General features: G+C 75.2%; 9 protein-coding genes. All 9 read left to right on the top strand.

What is annotated here, in order from left to right:
* The first annotated feature begins 213 nt into the window (after positions 1-213).
* The 9 genes from ACFTWP_RS17055 to ACFTWP_RS17015 all read left to right on the top strand — a co-directional run bounded on the left by ACFTWP_RS17055 (position 214) and on the right by ACFTWP_RS17015 (position 20,970).
* Positions 214-1,956, top strand: coding sequence for a carbamoyltransferase (locus ACFTWP_RS17055; protein WP_380265346.1), 1,743 nt, complete (start codon positions 214-216; stop codon positions 1,954-1,956).
* An 85-nt stretch (positions 1,957-2,041) separates the two neighbouring features.
* Positions 2,042-7,873, top strand: coding sequence for an amino acid adenylation domain-containing protein (locus tag ACFTWP_RS17050; RefSeq protein WP_380265345.1), 5,832 nt, complete (start codon positions 2,042-2,044; stop codon positions 7,871-7,873).
* Positions 7,866-14,183, top strand: coding sequence for a beta-ketoacyl synthase N-terminal-like domain-containing protein (locus ACFTWP_RS17045; RefSeq protein WP_380265344.1), 6,318 nt, complete (start codon positions 7,866-7,868; stop codon positions 14,181-14,183). Before ACFTWP_RS17050 ends, ACFTWP_RS17045 begins: the two co-directional genes overlap by 8 nt.
* Positions 14,176-14,901, top strand: a complete 726-nt coding sequence (locus ACFTWP_RS17040; protein WP_380265343.1) for a thioesterase II family protein — start codon at positions 14,176-14,178, stop codon at positions 14,899-14,901. The genes ACFTWP_RS17045 and ACFTWP_RS17040 overlap by 8 nt, the downstream gene beginning before the upstream one ends.
* Positions 14,898-16,142 carry a cytochrome P450 gene (locus tag ACFTWP_RS17035; protein ID WP_380265342.1) on the top strand — a complete coding sequence of 415 codons (1,245 nt, stop codon included), beginning with the start codon at positions 14,898-14,900 and terminating at the stop codon, positions 16,140-16,142. The genes ACFTWP_RS17040 and ACFTWP_RS17035 overlap by 4 nt, the downstream gene beginning before the upstream one ends.
* Positions 16,135-17,562, top strand: a complete 1,428-nt coding sequence (locus ACFTWP_RS17030; RefSeq protein WP_380265341.1) for a condensation domain-containing protein — start codon at positions 16,135-16,137, stop codon at positions 17,560-17,562. Before ACFTWP_RS17035 ends, ACFTWP_RS17030 begins: the two co-directional genes overlap by 8 nt.
* A complete protein-coding gene (locus tag ACFTWP_RS17025) occupies positions 17,559-18,920 on the top strand; it encodes a DUF6002 family protein (protein ID WP_380265340.1) in 1,362 nt (453 codons plus the stop codon). Before ACFTWP_RS17030 ends, ACFTWP_RS17025 begins: the two co-directional genes overlap by 4 nt.
* The gene (locus ACFTWP_RS17020; protein WP_380265339.1) at positions 18,917-20,044 is read left to right on the top strand and encodes a hypothetical protein; all 1,128 of its coding nucleotides are present in this window, start codon (positions 18,917-18,919) and stop codon (positions 20,042-20,044) included. The genes ACFTWP_RS17025 and ACFTWP_RS17020 overlap by 4 nt, the downstream gene beginning before the upstream one ends.
* Positions 20,041-20,970 carry an LLM class flavin-dependent oxidoreductase gene (locus ACFTWP_RS17015; protein ID WP_380265338.1) on the top strand — a complete coding sequence of 310 codons (930 nt, stop codon included), beginning with the start codon at positions 20,041-20,043 and terminating at the stop codon, positions 20,968-20,970. Before ACFTWP_RS17020 ends, ACFTWP_RS17015 begins: the two co-directional genes overlap by 4 nt.
* Positions 20,971-21,000: the final 30 nt, after the last annotated feature.

The raw sequence follows: 21,000 nt of genomic DNA, 5'->3' as shown, positions 1-21,000 counted from the left end.
AATCCAGCAATGTTTCGTGTCTATGATCGGATCAACATCAACAACCGCCCCACCTGACTTCCCGTACACCATTCGGACGTTTCATCACCCAAGGGGAATGGAGCACCACGCGTAATGGGTCATACGGCCGTATTGGGGTTCAGTGGACTGTCACTGGCCCGAGGATTCAAGGAACGCAGTTGGCCCGGCCTCGAATCACGTGAGTACGCCATCGTGCAGGGTGCGGATGCGGCGGCCGCACTTCTGGTCGGCGGCCGGGTCGTGGCCGCCGCCGCGGAGGAACGGTTCGACGGAGTGAAGCACTCCTCGGCCTTTCCAGCCGGCGCCGCGCAGTTCGCACTCGACGCCGCCGGGCTGAAAGCCTCACAGATCGACCTGGTGGCGCACAGTTTCTCGTTCGGGCCCGAACGGGACTTCTACGTTGGGCAGAGCGACTACTACCGCGGGCTGTACGAGTCGGCCCTCGATCCGGACGTGAACCGGGCCGTCGCCGAACAGCACCTGGGCGTCGACCTGACGGGCCGGTTCCGGGCCGTACCGCACCACCTGGCGCACGCCGCCAGCGCCTACTACCCCAGCGGCTACCCGTCGGCGCTCGTCCTGGTGTCGGACGGCCTGGGCGAGCGCCACTCGGCGACCGTGTACGCCGCGGGCGGCGGCGCACTGGAGACCCTCGCCGAAGTCCCGGCGCACAGCTCGCTCGGACTGCTCTACGGGCTGTTCACCCTCTACCTCGGGTTCGCCTTCGGCGACGGCGAGTACAAGGTGATGGGGCTGGCGCCGCACGGCGACGGCTCCCGCCACGTCGACACCATCCTCCAGGAGTGGGTGCACCTGGACTCCGACGGCCGCTACTTCGTGCCGCTGCTGCTGGAGAACGTCGGCGACCTCGACAAGGAGACCTACCGGGCGGCACTGGCCCGTATCGAGCGGGAGTTCGGGCCCCGCAGGGATCCGGCCGACCCGATCGAGCAGCGGCACAAGGACATCGCCGCGGCCCTGCAGGCCGTCCTGCAGCGGGCCCAGCTGCACCAACTGACGCACTACCGCCGGGAGACCGGACTCACCCGGCTCTGCCTGGCCGGGGGAGTGGCGCTGAACTGCTCCGCCAACGGCGTGCTGCTGCGCAGCGGCCTGTTCGAGGAGATCTACGTACAGCCCGCCTCCGGCGACGACGGCGCGGCCCTGGGCGCCGCCTACGTCGCCGCCGCGGAGATCGGTGAGCGCCCCGGGCCCGGCACCGGCACCGCCCTCGGGCCCGCCTACGGGCCGCAGGACTACGAGCGGGCGGTGGCCGGCGAGACCGGCCTGGACGTCCGACGGGCCGGGAGTGACGCCGAACTGGCCACCCTGGCATCTCGGTTGATCGCCGACGGCAAGGTCGTCGGCTGGTTCCAGGGGGCGATGGAGTTCGGCCCCAGAGCGCTCGGGCACCGCAGCATCCTCGCCGATCCGCGCCTGGACGGCATGCGGGAGCGGATCAACTCCCTGGTGAAGAAGCGGGAGTCGTTCCGGCCGTTCGCGCCGGCCGTCACCGAGGAGGCCGCCGACACCCTCTTCGAGATCGACCAGGAGGACGTGCCCCGATTCGCCGAGATGCTGTTCGTGGGGTACGTGCGCCCGGAGTACGCACGGCGGCTGCCCGCCGTCACCCACGTCGACGGCTCGGCCCGGGTGCAGAGCGTCGCCCGCCGCACCTCGCCGCTGTTCTGGTCGCTGATCGAGGAGTTCGGCGGGCTCACCGGTCTGCCGGTCGTCCTGAACACCTCCTTCAACGTCGCCGGGCAGCCCATCGTGCGCACCCCCGACGAGGCCGTGCGGACCTTCCTCGCCGCCGGCCTGGACGCCCTCGTGCTCGGCCGCCTCGTCATCACCCGGGCCGCCGCGGAGCCCGCTGACGAGCCCGCCGCGGAGCCTGCTGACGAGGCCGCCGTGGAGCCCGCCGCGGCGCGCTGAGCCCGGACGCCCGAACCCGAACCCACCCCGAACCCACCCCGGGTCCGCCGCGCCGCGGCGTGCGCCCGCCATCGCCAGGGGACACATGACTCTCACCGAACCTGGCCTCAGCGCGCACCTCGAACGGGGCGCCGAGGCCGGCTCCTTACCGCTGCTGTCCGCCCGGCCGGCCGCGCCCTCCTTCCGCCGCGCGACCGGTGTGCTCGCCTGGAACCTCGGCGGCGAGGCCGGTGGCGACCTGCCCGATCTGCTGGCCGCCCTGGCCGTCGTGCTGAGCCGGCACAACGACCTCCGACGGGTCGCGGTCGGGGTCCCCCACGTGCGGGGCGACCTGGTCGGCCTGCTGACCCTGCACCTCGACCTCGGGGAGGAACCCACCTTCGCGACGGCTTCGACGGTCGTCCGGCAGGCGTTGGAGGAGGCGGGCGCCCTGAGCGAGGAGCAGCTGCGGGCCCGGCTGGCCCGGCCCGTGCCCGCTTGCGTCGTCTCGCTGTCCGCCCGATCCGCCCCCGGCCCGGGCGAGCTCGACCCGACACCGCCGCGTCCACCGCGCCGGGCCCTGGCCGCGACCGAACTCCACCTGATCGCCGAGCCCGCCGACGGACGCCTGCGCTACGAGTTCCAGACGGACCTGTTCGACCCGGTCACCGCACGCCGCATCGCGGAGCAGACCGCGCGGGCGCTCGACCTGGGCACGCGGCAGCCGCAGGCCCGGATCGACACCCTGGACCTCGCCGGTCCGCGGGAGCGGGAGGAACTGCTGGCGCTGAGCCGGTCCGTCGCCGCGCCGGTCACCGCGCGGCTGGAGGAGCTGGTCGAGCGTCAGATCGCCCGCCGGGCCGACCGGATCGCGGTTTCGTCCGGCGCCGCGCACCTCACCTACCGGGAGCTCGGCCGCCAGGCCGACTGGCTGGCCCTGCGCCTGCGCGACCTCGGCGCCGGCCCCGGCCGGCGGGTCGGCGTGCGGCTGGCCCGCCCCGATCACCTGGTGACCGTGCTGCTCGCGGTGCTCAAGTCGGGCGCCGCCTACGTGCCGATCGACCCGGCCGCGCCGCCGCGACGGCAGGCCACCGTGGCCGAACTCGCCGACCTGGCCGTGCTGGTGACGGACGACGCCGAAGCCCCGACACCGGCCGGAATCCGACGGGAGCTGCTCCCGGAGCGCCTGCCCGAGGCCCCCGAGGGGCCCGCGCCCACCGGGTCGCCGGACGACGCCGCCTACGTCCTGTTCACCTCCGGCTCCACCGGCCGGCCCAAGGGCGTCGAGGTCGCCCACCGGAGCGTGGTGCGGCTCTTCGCCACCACCCGGGACCTCTTCGGCTCAGGCCCGGAGGACACCTGGCTCAACGCCCACGCGATCACCTTCGACGCCTCCGTGTGGGAGATCTACGGGGCGCTGCTGCACGGCGGCCGGGTGGTGATCGCACCGTCCGGCACCGTCCGGGACCCGGAGGCGATGGTGGACCTGGTGGAGCGGGAGGGCGTCACCATGCTCACCGTCTCCCCGACGGCGTTCGACGGATTCCGGGACGCGGCCCTGCGGCGGGGCGCGGCGTTCGCCCGGCTCAGGTACGTCGTGCTGTGCGCCGAGGCGCTCAACCCCGCCGCCCTCGCCCCCTGGTTCGAGCGCTGGGGGGAGCGGACACCGGCACTGGTCAACATGTACGGCATCACCGAGACGACGGTGCACAGCACCTTCCACCGGCTGGGCACGGCCGACGTCCGCGACGGCCGCTGCCGGATCGGCCACGGCCTGCCCGACACCCCCGTGTACGTGCTGGACGGACAGGGCCGCCCGGCGCCGTTCGGGGTGCCCGGCGAGATCCACGTCGGCGGCCCCGGCGTGGCCCTCGGCTACGCGGTCGCCCCGGAGGCCGAGCGGGCCCGCTTCACCGCGGACCCGTACGCCGACGCGGCCGGCGCCCGGCTCTACCGCTCGGGCGACCGGGGCCGCCGGCTGGCGGACGGCACGGTCGAGTACCTGGGCCGCCTGGACCAGCAGGTCAAGATCCGCGGCTACCGGATCGAGCTCGGCGAGGTCGAGGCCGCCCTGCTGGAGCACCCGACCGTGCGCTCCGCCCGGGCCTGGGTGATCCGCAGGCCGGACCGGCCGCCGCTGCTCGCCGCCGCCGTCGTCCCCGCCCGCACCGGAGCCCGGCCCACCGCCGAGGAGCTCCGGGAGTTCACCGCCCGGCGACTGCCCCCGTACGCCGTCCCGGCCGGGATCGTGCTGCTGGCGGAGCTGCCGCGCACCGCCAACGGGAAGCTGGACACCGCGCGGCTGCCGGACCCGTTCGCGGACGCCGCGCGCGAGGCCGGCCCGGCCGGATCGGGCACCGGGCAGCCCGCCGCCGTCCCCCCGCAGCCCGCCGACCCGCTCGGGCCGCCCGCCGACCCGCCCGCGCTGCGCGTCGTGACCGAGGCCGTCGCCGAGGTGCTCGGCCTGCCGGGGATCGCCGAGGACACCAACTTCTTCCAGGCCGGCGGCGACTCGATCACCGCGGTCCGGCTGGTGGCCCGGCTGCGCGCCGCCGGGTTCGAGGCGGACCTCCCGCGGATCTACCGGGCCCGCACCACCCGGGCGCTGGCCGCCTCCCTGCTGCCGGCGGCCCCGCCCGCCCCGGCCGGGCCGGTGCCGGACGCAGCCCGGCCGCTGCCCGAGGGACTGCCGGCCGGGGCGGTCGACGCCTTCCCGGCCACCCGGCTGCAACGCGGCATGTTCCTGCACGCCGTACGGGACGGCTCGCACGTCTACCACGACGTCCTCGGCTACACGGTGGACCAGTACCTCGAGGAGGGCCCGCTGCGCGCCGCCCTGCGCGAGGCGGTCGCCGCCCACCCGGCGCTGCGCAGCGGCTTCGCCGTCGACCACCCGTCGGGGCCGCTGCAGGTCGTCCACGCCTCCGCCGACATCGCGTGCGCGTTCGTCGACCTGCGGGACCGACCCGCCGACGAGCAGCGGGCGTTCCTGCGGACGTGGGCGGCCGGGGAGCGGCACAGGCCCTTCGACTGGGCCCGACCGGGCCTGCTGCGGGTCTTCGTCCACCGGACGGGGGACCGGCGGAGCGTGCTGTCGCTGTCGGTGCACCACACCGTGCTCGACGGCTGGAGCGCCGCCTCCCTCGTCACCGAACTCCTGCTCGCCCACGCCCGGTCGCGGGACGGCCTCCCGGCCCCGGTCCGGACCCCGGACGACACCGTGCGCCGCTACGCCGAACTGGAGCAGGCGGTCGAGGGCGACGCGGGGCACCGCGCCTTCTGGCGCGACTACCTCGACGGCGCGCGGCCCACCACGCTGCCGGGCGGCGAGCCCGACAGCGCCGCCGTACCGCCGCTGGTGGAGGTCGTGCGGGCGCTGCCCGCCGAGCTCACCGAACGCTTCGCGGCCTTCGCCCGGGCGGCGGGGGTGCCGCTCCGGAGCGCCTACCTGACGGCGCACCTGGCCGCGCTCTCCTTCCTGTCGGGGGAGAGCGAGGTACTGACGGGCCTGGTGACCAGCGGCCGGCTGGAGGAGGAGGGCGGGGACACCGGGCTGGGCCTCTTCCTCAACACCGTGCCGCTGCGGGCGGAGGTCGCCGACCGCAGCTGGCGCGGCCTGCTGGCCTCGGTGTTCGACGACGAGACCGGGCTGTACCCGCACCGGCGGCTGCCACTGGAGCGGATCCAGGCGGAGACCGGAACGTCCGGGCTCGCCTCGACGGCGTTCAACTACACGGACTTCCACGTGTACGACCGGCTGCTGCGCGCCGGTATCCGGCTCAGTGACGTGCGCTACGACGAGGAGACCGACTTCCCGCTGCTGGTGGCGGTGCACGAGGACCCCTTCGGCGGTCCTGTCACCCTCGTGGTCAACCACCACACGGACCGCCCCGAGGACGAACTCGCCGTCCGCTACGCCGAGTTCTTCGAACAGCTGGTGCGCCAGGCGACCGTCGGGCCGGACGAGCCGGCCGTCCGCGCCCTGGCCGGGTGGGCCCGCGAGCACGGGGCCACCGCCGAGCCGTCCCCGCCGCCGGCGGCCGACGCCCCGGGATCGCTGGTCCCCCTGCTCGCCGAGCGGCTGGCCGCCGACCCGCAGGCGGACCTGCTCACCGCCGGGGCCGTGCGCTGGACGCGCGGCGGGGTCGCACGACGGGTCACCGGGCTCCGCGCCCGCCTGCGGGAGGCCGGGGTGGGCCCCGGCGCGCGCGTCGCCTGCCTGCTGGAGCGCGGCGTCGACCCGCTGGTCGCCCTGCTCACCCTCTGGTCACTGGGCGCGGTCTACGTCCCGATCGACGCCGGACTCCCGGCCGCCCGCCGCCGCGCCCTGACGGCGGCGGCCCACTGCGCACTGCTGCTGCGCTCCGAGGCCCTCCCCGCCGACCAGGAGGGCTGGGACGGACCGGAGCTGGTCCTCGCGGCCCCGGACAGCGACGGCGCCGACACCGGGCCGGCCGCCGCGCCCGGGTCGGACCCCTGGTTCGAGCCCGGCCCCGACCACGAGGCCTACGTCCTGTTCACCTCCGGCTCCACCGGCGAGCCGAAGGGGGTGAGCATGCCGCACCGGGCCATGGCCAACCTGGTCGCCTGGCAGGTCACCCAGCCGGAGTTCGCCGCACCCCGCCGGGTGAGCCAGTTCGCGCCGCTCGCCTTCGACGTCTCCGTCCAGGAGATGCTGACCGCCGTGGTCCACGGCGGCACCCTGCACGTCGTGCCGGACGACGTCCGCCGCAACGCGCAGGCCCTCCTGGACTTCTTCGTCGACCAGGACGTCGAGGTGGGCTTCCTGCCGCCGGTCGCACTGCACCAACTCGCCGCCGCCTGGGAGGTCTTCGGCCGCACCCCGGGCCGGCTGACCCACCTGCTGCTGGCCGGCGAGGCCCTGGTGGTCGACGACACCGTCCGGGCCTTCTGCACGGCGGCCGGCACCGAACTGGTCAACCAGTACGGGCCCACCGAGACGCACGTGGTGACCAGCCACCGGCTCGGCCCCGACCCCGCCTCCTGGCCGGACCGCCCGCCGATCGGCCGGCCGGTCGCGGGGGCGCCGGTCCGCGTGCTGGACCGGCTCGGCCGCCCGGTGCCGCGCGGCGCGCGGGGCGAACTGCACGTCGGCGGCGCCCCGGTGGCCCTCGGCTACCTGGGCGCGGACGGAGCGGCCGGCCCGGACGGCGAGCGCTTCACCACCGCCCCGGACGGCGCCGTCACCTACCGGACGGGCGACCTGGTCCGGATCGCCGACGGCGACCTGCTGTTCGCCGGCCGGGCGGACGACCAGGTGAAGGTCCGCGGCTACCGGGTCGAACCGGACGAGGTCGCCGCGGTGCTGCTGCGCCACCCGGGCGTACGCGCCTGCACGGTGCGGGCCGTGCACACCGAGGGGGCCGGCACCGAACTCGCCGCCTACGTGGTGCCCGCCGGCGCGTGGGTCACCGCGGCCACCGTCCGGGAGCACGCCCGGGCGGCGCTGCCCGAGTACGCGGTGCCGCACTTCGTCGAGCTCCTCGACCGGATCCCGCTGACCCGCAACGGCAAGGTCGACGCCCGCGCGCTCCGGGCCCCGCGCCCGATCCGGCCGAGACCGGGCCCGCCGACCGCGCTCACGCCGGCCGAGCGGCAGGTGCTGGCCGTCTGGGGCACCGTCCTGGGCCGGCCCGTCGCCTCACCGACCGTCTCCTTCTTCGAGGCGGGCGGCAGCTCACTGCTCGCACTGACGCTGTACCTGAAGCTGAAGGGCGCCTTCCGCGAACCCTTCGTCATGCACGACCTGTTCCGCTTCCCCACCGCCCGCGGCTTCGCCGCGTTCCTGACCGGCGGAAGCACCGAAACCCGGCCGCAGGCCCCCACGGGCACCCCCGGCCGGGACGTCAACCGAATCGCCACCGCGGCCGCCCGACGAAGGCTGGCCAGGGGACGGGAGAAGAACACGGGTGAGTGACGACCGGCCGGAGACGGCCTCCACCGACATCGCCATCGTCGGCCTGGCACTGCGGCTGCCGGGCGCAGCCGACGCCGACACCTTCTGGGAGCGGATCCGCGCCGGCGAGGAACTGCTGACCACCTTCACCGACGAGGAACTGCGCGCGGCGGGCGTCGCCGAGGAACTGCTGCGCGACCCGGCCTACATCAAGGTCAGCGGCCTCGTCGAGGACTCCGGCGACTTCGACGCCGAGTACTTCGGCATCGCCCCCAGCGAGGCCCGCCTGATGGACCCGCAGCACCGGCTCTTCCTGGAGCTCTGCTGGCACGCCCTGGAGGACAGCGGGTACGACCCGGACCGCTACCCCGGCGACATCGCGGTCTTCGCCGGCGGCGGCCGGCACGCCTACCTGCGGTACATCGAGCCGAACTTCGACCACGCCGACTACCTCGACGGCTCCATCCGGGGGCTCCAGGCGGACATCGGCAACTACGGCGACTTCCTGGCCACCCGCGTCTCCTACCGGCTCGGACTGACCGGCCCCTCGCTGAACGTGCAGACGGCGTGCTCCACCGCCCTGGTCGGCGTCCACCTGGCCGTCCAGAGCCTGCTGCTCGGCGAGACCGACCTCGCCCTGGCCGGCGCCGTCAACGTGCACACCCCCCAGGTCAACGGCTACATCTTCGAGGAGGGCTCGATCTGCTCGCCGGACGGCCACCTGCGGCCGTTCGACGCCGACGCCAGCGGCTCGGTCTTCGGCAACGGCGGCGGCGTGGTGGCCCTCAAGCGCCTCGACGACGCCCTGGCCGCGAACGACCGGATCATCGCGGTCGTCAAGGGCTCCGCGATCAACAACGACGGTGCCGAGAAGATGAGCTTCACCGCGCCCAGCATCGCGGGCCAGGCCGACGTGGTGGCCCGCGCCCAGCGGGTCGCCCAGGTCGATCCGCGCACCATCGGCTACGTCGAGGCGCACGGCACGGGAACCGCCCTCGGCGACCCGATCGAGGTCGCCGCGCTGATCTCCGCGTTCGACGTCCACGACGCGCCCGCCCCCTACTGCGCGCTCGGCGCGGTCAAGGCACAGATCGGCCACCTTGGCCCGGCCGCCGGCATCGCGGGCCTGATCAAGGCGGCGCTGGTCCTGGAGCGGGGCCAGATCCCGCCGGTCGTGAACTTCGAGAAGCCCAACCCCGACATCGCCTTCGACGGCTCGCCCTTCTACGTGCCCACCGAGCTGACCGAGTGGGAGGGCACCCGGCGCGCCGGCGTCAGCGCCTTCGGCGTCGGCGGCACCAACGCCCACGTCGTCCTGGAGCAGGCGCCCGAGCGCACCGACTCCGAGCCCGGGCAGGCCCGGCCGACCCCGGTGGTGCTCTCCGCCGGCTCGCCGCAGGCCCTCGACCGGCTGCGCGGCTCCCTCGCGGCCCGGCTGCGGCGCAGCCCCGAACTGGACCTCGGCGAGGTGGCACGGGTGCTCGCCACCGGCCGCCGGCGCTCCCGGCACCGGCTCGCCGTCACCGCCACCGGCACCGCCGAGGCCGCCGCGCTGCTGACCGCCCCCCAGCCCGCCGCCTCCCCCGCCCCCGAGAGCGAACTCCCGGTCGTCTTCGCCTTCCCCGGCCAGGGCGCCCAGTACGTCGACGCCGGGCGCGAGCTCTACCGCACGGACGCCGTCTTCCGCGACACGGTCGACGAGCTGTCCGAGCGGCTGGTGGACACCGACGGACTCGACGTGCGCACCGTCCTCTTCCCCGAGGAGGACGACCGGCCCGAGGCCGCGGTGCTGCTGCGCCAGGCGCTCTACGCCCAACCCGCGCTGTTCATCACCGAGTACGCGCTCGCCACCGCCCTGATCGCGGCCGGGGTCGAACCGGACGTCATGATCGGCCACAGCATCGGCGAGTACGCCGCGGCGGCGCTGGCCGGGGTGCTGACCCCGCACGACGCGCTCAAGCTGGTCGCCGCGCGCGGCCGGCTCATGCACACCGGCACCGAACCGGGCGCCATGATGGCCGTCGGCCTCCCCGAGGCGGAACTGCGCCGCATCCTGCCCCCCGACCTCGACATCGCCGCCGTCAACGCCCCCGAGCAGACCGTGGTCTCCGGATCCGTCGAGGCGATCGCCCGCTTCGACGACCAGCTCGCCGACACCGACCTCCTGCACACCGTGCTCGGCACCTCCCTGGCCGCGCACTCCTCGCTGATGGAGCCCATCGTCGAGGAGTTCCGCACGGTCGCGCACTCGGTCGCCTACCGGCCCGCCACCCGGCCACTGGCCTCCACCCTGCTCGGCACCATGGCCGGGCCCGAGACCATGGCCGACCCGGAGTACTGGGTCCGCCACCTGCGCCAGGCCGTCCGCTTCCTGGACGGAGCGCGCGCCGTCCTGGCGCTCGGCCCGGCCCTGATCGTCGAGTCCGGCCCCGGCCGCGCCCTCGGCGGGATGTTCCGCCAGGCCGACACCGCCGCCGAGGTGCCCGCCGTCACCCCCTGGGTACAGAAGGAGCGGGCCGCCGAACCGAAGTCGACCGCCGAACTGGTCGGCGCGATCTGGACCCGTGGCGGCCGGGTCGACTGGGAGCGGCAGCTGATCGGCCGCTCGACCCGCCGGGTCGCCCTGCCGGGCTACCCCTTCGACCGGGCGACGTACTGGACGGAGCTGCCCGCGGGGTCCGGGGCGCCGGTGCTGCCGTCCTCCCCGCTGCCGCTGCGCCGGCGCGGACTGGTCCAGCGCCCGCGCTGGGTCGCCACCCCGCTCGACCCGGGCACCGGCGAGGCCCCCGTGGCGCGCCGGGTGCTGGCCCTGCTGCCCGACGCCGACCACCCGGTGCTCGCCGCGTTGCGGGCCGACGGGCACACCGCCGTCGCACTGGACCCAGCCGCACTGGACCCCGCCGCGCTGCCCCCCGCCGGCCCGGCCGGCGACGGCGACACCGCGGCCCTGCTGGACGCCCTGGAGCGGGAGCACGGCGAGTTCGACACCGTGCTCCAGGTGGCGAAGGACCGCCCGGCCGGCGCGGAGCCCGCCCTGCGGGAGCTGGTCGACGACGCCCTCGCGGAGGGCTTCTGGCCGGTGCTGCGCACCGTCCGCGCGCTGGCGGCGCGCCGCCGCTCCGGCCTCGACGTCCTGATCGCCACCACCGGGGCCCGGCAGCTCACCGCAGAGGAACGGCCGCGGCCCGAACTCGCCCTGCTCGCCGGCCCCGCCAGGGTCCTGCCGCAGGAGTACCCGGGGATCCGGGTCACCGAGGTCGACCTCGACCCGGCCGCGACCCCCGAGAACGCCGCCAGCCTGCTCGCCGCCGAACTGCGGCACCCCGCGACCACCGGCCCGGTGGCCCACCGGGGCACGGAGCGCCGCACCCTGCGCTACGAGCCGGCCGACACCGCCACCCACGGCACGCCCTGGGAGCCCGGCGGGCGCTACCTCGTCACCGGCGGACTCGGCGGCATCGGGCTGGCCCTCGCCGAGGAGGCCGCCCGGCACGCCCCCGGCGTCACCCTCGTCCTCACCCACCGCGCCGAGCTGCCCTCCCCGCAGGAGGCCCGGCTGCTGCTGGCCGACGACGCCACCCCGGCCGCAGTGCGGAGCCGCCTCGAAGGCCTGGCCCGGCTGGAGGCGGCCGGCGCGCGGGTGCACACCGTACGGGCCGACGCCGCCGACCGGGACGCGATGAGCGCGCTGCGCAGCGAGCACGGGCCGTTCACCGGCATCGTCCACGCGGCCGGCGTCGCCGGCGGCCGGCTGATCGACACCGTCGACGCCGAGCACGTGGCGCGGGTCCTCGCCCCCAAGGCCACGGGCACGCTGGTCCTCGACGAGGTGGTGGCCGACGAGCACACCCGCTGGCTGGTGCTCTGCTCCTCGGTCTCCTCGGTGGTGGGCGGCATCGGCCACGTCGACTACTGCAGTGCCAACGCGTTCCTCGACAGCTTCGCCCAGTGGCGCGACGCCTCCGGCCGCCGGACCCTCAGCCTGGGGTACGACGCGTGGACGGACGTCGGCATGGCGGTCGACGAGGCCCGCCGCTCGCTCTCCGAGCGCTCCACCGCCGTCGACCACCCCGTCTTCAGCACGCAGTGGGAGAGCGAGGACGTCGCCGAGTACCGCGGCGAACTGCGCGCCGGGACGGACTGGATGGTCGACGAACACCACGTCGCCGGGCACCCGATGCTGCCAGGCACGGGCATCGTCGAGTTCGTCCGGGCCGCCGCCGAACGCCGGCTGGGCGTCCCCGCGGTCGAGATCCGCGAGCTCGACCTGCTCCGCCCGCTGCCGGTCCCCCCGGGCGGGGTGACCGAGTTCACCGTCCGGCTCGAAGGCCGCCGGGACGAGCTGAAGGCCACCCTGCTCAGCCGGCGCGACGGCTCCGCCTGGCGCGAGCACGCCACCGGCCTGGTGGGCCCGGCCGGCGCACCCGAACCGGCGCCCGCCCCGATCGTGCTGCCCGCCGCCGACACCCCCGACGACATCCCGCCGGGCAACCCGCTGACCTCCTTCGGGCCGCGCTGGGCGAACGTGCGCCGCAGCGTCCGCACCGGCCCGGACGAGCTCGTCCTGGAGGCCGAACTGCCGGCCGCGTACCACGGCGACCTCGGACGCCACGGCGTGCACCCGGCCCTGCTCGACACCGCCGCCGGCAGCCTGCTCGGCCACGTCAGCGACCGCCCGCACCTGCCGATGTCCTACGAGCGGATCACCGTCCACCGCCCGATGCCGGCCCGCATCCGCAGCCACATCGTGCGCCGGTCCACCGGAGCGGACTCCGCGATCCTGTTCGACGTCCGCATCCAGGACGAGCACGGGGACCCGGTCCTGGAACTGGCCGGATACTCGCTGCGCGCCGTCGACCCGGACGAGCTGGCCGGGTCCCTCGCGGCGCCCGGGTCGGCCGCGAACCACAGCCTGGTCTCCACCGACATCGGCGACCTGGAGGCGCTGCGCCTGGTCGAGTCCGAGCGCACCGAACCCGGCCCCGGCGAAGTCCGGGTGGAGGTGCTGGCGACCGGCCTCAACTTCAAGGAGGTGCTGATCGCCACCGGCATGCTCGACCCGGGCAACCCCGACTTCCGCTTCGGCCTGGAGTGCGCCGGCGTCGTCCGGGCGGTCGGAGCGGGCGTCACCGGACTGCGGGTGGGCGACCCCGTGCTGGCCATGGGCTCCGGCTGCTTCTCCGACCAGGTCGTCGTCCGCGCCGCGCTGACGGCGCCGATCCCGGCCGGTCTGACCTACGCCCAGGCCGCGTCCGTCCCGGTCGCGTTCACCACCGCGTACGACTGCCTGCACAACCTCGCCGGTCTCAGGGCCGGCGAGCGGGTGCTCGTCCACGCCGTCACCGGCGGCGTCGGCCTCGCGGCGGTGCAGCTCGCCCGGCACCTGGGCGCCGAGGTGTTCGGCACCGCGGGCAGCCAGGCCAAGCGCGAGTTCGCCCTCGCCCAGGGCGTCGGCACCGTGATGGACTCCCGCTCGCTCGCCTTCGAACGCGAGACGCTGGCCGCGGGAGGCGTCGACGTGGTCCTCAACTCGCTGGCCGGCGACTTCATCCCGGCCGGCCTGCGGACCCTGCGCGAGCGGGGCCGGTTCGTCGAGCTCGGGCGGCGCGACATCGTCGCGGGCAGCCTGCTCGACCTCGGCCTGTTCAGCACCGGCCGCACGTTCAGCGCCTACTACCCCGAGGACGAGACCGCGCTCGACCAGGCGTTCGCCGAGGTGGCCGCCCTGCTGCGCGGCGGCGTCCTCCAGCCGCTGCCGGTCCGGGCCTTCGACCTGGCCGACGTCCGGGAGGCCTTCACCCACATGTCCCGGGCCCAGCACATCGGCAAGGTGGTGGTCTGCCGGCCGGGCGCCCACGACCAGGCCGTACCGGCGGCGGAGAGCGCCGCCGAGGGCATCACCGCCGCCACCGGCACGGCGGCCTTCCACAGCGCCCTCGCCACCGGCGGGGCCCACCTGCTGGCCAGCGCCCGCAGCTTCGCCCCCGACGGCGACGACCTGGTCGTCGCCGGGCACGTCCTGCAGGGCGCCGACTCCTCGACCGCCCACACCCGCCCGGAGCTCGGCTACGACTTCGCGCCCCTGGAGGGCGAGACGGAGCAGCGGCTCGGCCCGATCTGGGCCGGGGTGCTGAGCATCGAGGCGGTCGGTCGGGAGGACCAGTTCCTCGACCTCGGCGGCGACTCGCTGTACGCCACCCAGGTCGTGGCCCGGATCCGCGCCGAGTTCGGCGTGCGCATCGCGCCGGCCAACGTCCTCGGCGACGTGCCGTTGAGGGCACTGGCCCGCCTCATCGACGACGAGCTCGGCCGGGAGGTGTCCGGTGCCTGAACCCGTCGTGGCCCGGGTGTTCTGCCTGCCCTACGCGGGCGGCAGCAGCCTCGCCTACCGCGGCTGGGGCCTCGGACCCGGGGTCGAGCTGGTCGCCGTCGACTACCCCGGGCGCCTGATGCGCCCGGCCGAGCCCGCGCCCGACTCGGTGCCCGAGCTGGTCGCCGCGCTCACCGAGGAGCTGTCGCCGTCCTGGGACCTGCCCTTCGTCCTGTGCGGCACCAGCCTGGGCTCCCTGGTGGCCTTCGAGCTGGCCAGGGCCGCCGAACAGGCCGGCCGGCCCCCCGAGGCCGTCGTGTTGTGCGCCTGCGCGGCGCCCGGGAGGCCGCCGCGCGGCGAACCGGTCACCGACCTGGCGGACACCGCCTTCCTGGAGGCCGTCGCCGAGCGGTACGGCGGCGCCGTCGCGGCCCTGAGCGGCGACCCCGAGGCGCAGGCCGTGGTGCTGCCGATGCTCCGGGCCGACCTGCGGGCGTTCGAGCGGTACGCGGGGTCCGCACCGCCGGCGCCGATCGCCGCCGACATCGTGGCCTTCTCCGGCCGGCAGGACCGCTCCACCGGATTCGGCGAGATCGCGGCCTGGCGCTCCTTCACCACCGGCGACTTCCAGGTCAGCTCCGTCCCCGGCGGCCACTTCTTCGTCGAGCAGCAGCCGCCCGAGGTCATCGGCGAGATCCGCTCCCGCCTGCGCGGGCGCCGCGTGGCAAGGACCTCATGAGCCGCCCACCCAGCCGCGCCGAGCGCGGCGCAGCCAGCAAGGGAGAGCACGTGGAGCTCGGGGAGTGCCCCGTCGTCAGCTATCCGATGCAGCGCCAGGACCCCTTCCACCCCCCGGCCGAGTACGAGGCCCTGCGGGCCCAGGCCCCGGTGGTGCCGGCCCGGCTCTCCTTCGCGGGAGACCGGCCGGCCTGGCTGGTCACCCGGTTCAAGGAGGCCCGCGAGGTCCTCGCCGACACCCGCTTCAGCTCGGACTCCCGGCTGCCCGGGTTCCCCGTCCGGCGGGCCCACAGCACCCTGATCCGGATGGACCCGCCCGAGCACACCCGGTACCGGGAGATGATCAACCACGAGTTCGTCGGCCGGCGGGTGGCCGAACTGCGGCCGGTCATCGAGGAGCTGACCGACCGGCTGCTCGACGCCGTCGCCGCGGGCCCGGCCCGCTCCGACCTGCTGCCGGCCCTGGCGATGCCACTGCCCTCGCTGGTGATCTGCCACCTGCTGGGCGTCTCGTACGCCGACCACGTCTTCCTCCAGGAACGCACCGCCGACGCGCTCCGGGCCACCTCCACCCCCGAGGAGATCGACGAGGCGGTGGCCGACCTCGGCCGGTACATGGACGGCGTCGTCCGGTCGAAGATCGACACCCCCGGCGACGACATCATCAGCCGCCTAGTCACCGACCACGTGCGCACCGGCGCCTGCACCCCCGAGGTCGCCGCCGACCTGGCCCGACTCCTGCTGGTGGCCGGCCACGTGACCACGGTCAACATGATCGGCCTCGGCATCCTCACCCTGCTCCAGCACCCCGACCAGCTCGACGAGCTGCGCCGCAACGAGCGGCTGATCGGCCCCGCCGTCAACGAACTGCTGCGCCACCTCACCATCACACCCTCGCTGGCCCGGGTGGCCACCCAGGACGTGGAGGTCGGCGGCACCCTGATCCGCGCCGGCGAGGGCGTCATGATCCTGCTCTCCTCGGCCAACCGGGACGAGCGCGAGTTCCAGCACCCGGACGCCTTCGACATCCACCGCACGGAACGCGGCAACCTCGCCCTCGGCTGGGGGCCCCACCTCTGCCTGGGCGCCGCCCTGGCCCGACTGGAACTGCAGATCGTCATCACCAGGACCCTGCGCCGGTTCCCCTCCCTGCGGCTCGCCGTCGACCTCGACAGCATCCCCTTCCGGCACAAGGTCAACATCTACGGGGTGCACGAGCTGCCGGTGGTCTGGGATGAGTAGCCCCGCCGCCACCGCCCGCGAGTTCCCGCTCTCCGTCCAGCAGGAGTTCCTCTGGGAGGGCGTGCGCTTCCGCTCCTTCGGCCGGAGCATCGCCTCCCGCGGCAACCCCTCCATCGCGGTGGAACTCGCCGGAACCCTCGACCTCGACCGGTTCCGGCGCGCCCTGGACCGGATGGTCCGCCGGCACGAGTCGCTGCGCACCACGCTGACCGACCTCGGCCCGGCGCCGCTGCAGCGGGTCGCCGCCGACGTCGAACCGCCCTTCGCCTACGTCGACCTGGCCACGACCGTGCCGGACGGCCGGCGGCTCGCCACCGCGGGGGCCCTGGTCGCCGGCGACCAGGGCGGCGAGTTCGACCTGCTCACGGGCCCCCTGTGGAGCTGCCTGGTGGTGCGCGTCACGCCGGAACTGCACGTCCTGTCACTGTCCTTCAGCCACCTGATCATCGACGGCGTCTCCCTGGTCGCCTTCCTGCGCCAACTCGGCCGGCTCTACGAGGGCGAGGACCTGCCCCCGCTGAAACAGCAGTACCGGCACTTCGCCGAGGAGTCGCGCAGGCCCGCCACGGACACCGCCGCCCGCGTCGGCTACTGGCGCGAACGGCTGCTGCCCCGCCCCGGGCGACTGCCCTTCCCGACCGACTACTCGGCCACCCCGCCGTCCCTGATCTCCTTCGAGGAGGAGGCCTTCCGCAGCCCGCTCACCCCCGGGCAGCTCCGCGAGCTCTCCGTCCGCACCGCGGCGACGCCCTTCATGCTCAACCTCGCCGCCTACGCCGCGGTGCTCGCCCGCACCGGGGGAGCGGAGCGGGTGGTGATCGGCTCCAGCGTGGCCCGGCTCGACCTCAAGGCCGACGACGACCAGCTCGGCTACTACCTGGACAACATCTTCGTCCCCGTCCTGGTCCGGCCCAAGGACACCGTCGGCGAACTCGTCCGGCAGGTGCGCGGGGCGGTGCTGGACGCGCAGCGCAACATCCTGCCCTACACCGAGCTCGCCGCCGCCCTGAAGCCCGACTTCGAACAGAGCAGGCCCTGGCCGGGCATCCACCTCTACGACGCCTGGGTACGCGGCCGGGTCTTCGAGGCGGCCACCGACACCGCCGCCGCGGCCTCCTTCGGCGAGACCACCGTGAAGCTCTTCCCCGCCCCCGGCGCCTCCTCGCCCCGGGCCGTGACCGACCCGCGCCACCAGGAGGCCTACTCGCGCTACTACCTGCCGTCGCTCTACCTGAACGACGCCGCGGGCTCCAACGGATACATCGAGTACAACCGCGCCGTGTTCGCCCGCGACACGGTCCGCCGCCTCGCGGCCCACCAACAGGCCTTCGTCAGCCGCCTCGCCGACCCGCAGGCGCGCGTGGACGAGGTGTGGCACGCCGTGAAGAGCCCGACCGAGGGGAAGCAGAGACTGTCATGACCGCCGTCAGCACCGACAGGGTCGTGGCCCGCGCCATGACCCGCTACCTGCCGATGCTCCGCGCCACCGCGGACCTGCTCGGACTGTCGAACACCGGACCGGTCGGCTTCCGCCTCCCGGACGACGACGACCGCCTGGCCCGCTTCCACGAGGCGTCCGACATCGCCCTCCAGCCGGCCGGGAGCTGGCACGGACACCGCATCGCGCTCCTCGACCTGATGCGAAACCCCGGCACCCGCACCACCAAGACCTTCGCCTCCCTGCACATCGTGGCCCGCGCCGTCCAACACATCCGGGACACCGGCGAACCACTGCTGCTCACCACCCCGACCTCCGGCAACAAGGGCACGGCGCTGCGCGACGCGGTGGCCCGGGCCTACCACGCCGGGCTGGCGACCCCCGACGAACTGCGGGTGCTCACCGTCGCCCCCGCCCACTCACGCCCCAAACTGCGGGACAGCCCGCTGTCGGCGGACCCGGCCCTGCGGGAGGCGAACCCGCTGCTCGTCGCCGACGTCAGCCGCCCGGACGACGTCAAGGCGCTCGCCAGGTCGGCCTACGAGCGGCTGCGCCGCGAACCCACCCGGTTCACCCCGTGGTTCACCCTCGACCTGGACAACTACCGGCCCGCCGACACCCTGCGCGCCTACGTGGAGGCCGAACTCGACCCCGTCGGCCCGCACAGCCCTCCCCGGCTGCACGCCCACGCGGTCTCCAGCGCCTACGGCCTGCTCGGCTACCACCTCGGCGTCGGCCTCCTGACGGACGACCGCGGCTGGGGACTGCCCGCCCCGCACCGCCACCCGGGCTTCCTGCTGGTCCAGCAACTGGCCACCCCCGACATGGTGCTGAGCCTGCTCAAGGGCGGCACCGACCGCGACCTGCTGCCCCGCTACCGGCGCCCGGAGCAGTCCGGCCCCTGGCGACAGGACGACGACCCGCACTTCCCCGCCGTCACCGACGCACCGGACGAACGCCTGGACGCCACCTTCTACACCAGCGCCCCGCCCACCTCCGCCCAGATCAACACGCTGATCGCCCGGCACGGCGGCACCGGCCTGGTCGTCTCGCGCCGCGAATGCCTGGACCACTACGAGGACATCGCCGACCTGCTCGCCCCGCTCGGCCACCGACTCCCCGAGAACCCGGCCGACATCCGCGAGTGGTCCCTGGTGAAGGCCGTCACCGGCGCGATGCTGGCGGTCGAGCGGGGCCTGGTCGCCCCCGACACCGATCTCCTGGTGCACGGTTCGGGCTTCTACACCGACGAGAGCCTCCCGCCGCTGCGCGCGGGCACCCAACGGGAGGTCTCCTCCTCGGCCGCGATCGAGGACGCGATGCTGCGAGCCGCCCGGTGACCCCGGCGACGGCCGCGTGGGAGCGCGCCAGATTCGCCTGGGCCGGCAGCGGCAACCGCGTCCTGGCGACGGCCCGCCACCTGTCCGACACCGCCACCGCCGGCCGGGACGGCTGGCAGCTGTTCCAGGCCGGCCCGCTGCGCATCGGCTACGGCGGCTACCGCGCCGGGCAGCGCCACGTCCTGCCCTTCCTGCGGGAACGGGCGCGGGCCGCGGGGCTCGCCACCGGCGGCCTCACGACCGAGCCGGCCGGCCGGTCGCTCCCCGACGCGGACCTGGTCGCGCTCGGCTGCCCGCCCGGCCGGGCCGCCGCACTGCCGTCCGCCGCCGCGATCGTCGCACCGTTCCGGGTCCACCTGGTGCTGCCGCTCGCCGAGGCGGGACGCCCCCGGCCGGTGGTGGTCTCCCGCAAGGAGCGCCAGCGCTTCGCCCGCGAGCGGGTCCGGCGCGGCTGGGAGCTCGAAGTGACCCGCTCCGGCGCCGACCTCGACTACTTCCACCAGCGCATGCACCTGCCGACGATGGCCAGCCGGCACGGCGACGACGCCCGGTCGGTCGGACTCCGGGCCGCCCACGACGCGATCCTGGCCCGCGGGGTGCTCTTCTTCGTGACCGAGAACGGTGAACGCCGGGCCGGGATGCTCTGCCGCCTGGACGGCACCGGCCGCGTCCTGACCCTGCGCCTGGCCGGTGTCCTGGACGGCGCCCCCGAGCACTACCGCTCGGGCATCTTCATGGCGACGTACCTGCTGATCGCACGATGGGCCGCCGACCGGGGCGTCGAGCGGCTGGACCTCTCCGGCACGGAACCCTTCCTCAGCAAGGGGATCCTGCAGTTCAAGCGCAAGCTCCACCCCCGGGTCGAGCTGCCCCCCGACCACTTCGCGCACAAGCGCCTGTGGCTGGGCGTCCGCCGGGACACCCCCGCGGTACGGGACCTGCTCACCGCCAACCCGGTGCTCACCCTGGCGTCGTCCGGCCGCATCGAGGCGGTGTACTTCCACGACGCGCGGCGCGCGCCGCGCACCGACCTGCGCTGGGAGGGCCTCGGCCTCGGCGCCGCCCGGCACGTGGACCTCGACGGGTTCCTGGCCGGCCTGCCGACCGCCGGCGGCCCCCGGTGAGCCTGCGCGTCGGCGTGCTGATCCTGCCCGCCACCCGCTGGCCGGCGGGCGGTGAGGCCTGGCGGCTGGCCGACGAGATGGGCTTCGCGCACGCCTGGACGTACGACCACCTCGCCTGGCGGGACCTCCTCGACCAGCGGTGGTTCGCCGCCGTGCCCACCCTCGCCGCAGCCGCCGTCACCACCCGCCGGATCGGCCTCGGCACCCTGGTCACCTCGCCGAACTTCCGCCACCCGGTGCCGCTGGTGAAGGAGGCCCTGACCCTGAGCGACCTCTCCGGCGGCCGGTTCGTCCTCGGGGTCGGCGCAGGGGCGGGCGGGCCCGACGCCACCGTGCTGGGCCGCCCGGAGCCGGGGCCGGTCGAGCGGGCCGAGCGCTTCGCCGAGTTCACCGCACTCACCGACCGCCTGCTGAGGGAACCCGTCCTGGACCACACCGGCCGCCACTTCCGGGCGAGATCCGCCCGCACCGACCCCGACCAGGGCCCGGGACGTGCGCTGCCGCTCGCCGTGGCGGCCGGCGGCCCCGCCGGGATGCGGATCGCGGTCCGGCACGCCGACATCTGGGTCTCCAACGGCTCCTCGCCCCGCCCCGGCCTGGTCGCCCCGTCGGTCACCCCGGACCTGGCGGCCCGCCAGCTGCGCCGGGTCGAGGAGATCTGCACGGACCTCGGCCGGCCGCCCGCCTCGCTGCGCCGACTCGTCCTCGACAGCAACCGGACCGACCCGCCGCTCGCCTCCGTGGCCGCCTTCGAGGAGGCGGCCGGCCGCTACCTGGAGGCCGGCTTCACCGACCTGGTGGTGCCGTTCCCCCGTACCGAACCGCCCTACGCGGGCGACCTGCGCGTCCTGGAACGCATCGCGTCCGACGTGCTGCCCGGCCTCCAGGGCGAGCGCCCCGAGCGCCCGGCCCCCTCGGCCGGCTGACCCCGCCCGTCCGGGCCGATCCCGCTCGTC

Source organism: Kitasatospora sp. NPDC057015 (genome assembly GCF_042673745.1).
In the GTDB taxonomy this organism is placed as follows: Bacteria; Actinomycetota; Actinomycetes; order Streptomycetales; family Streptomycetaceae; genus Kitasatospora.
Note: the sequence above shows the minus strand (reverse complement) of the source record. Positions and strands in the feature narration are given on the sequence as shown.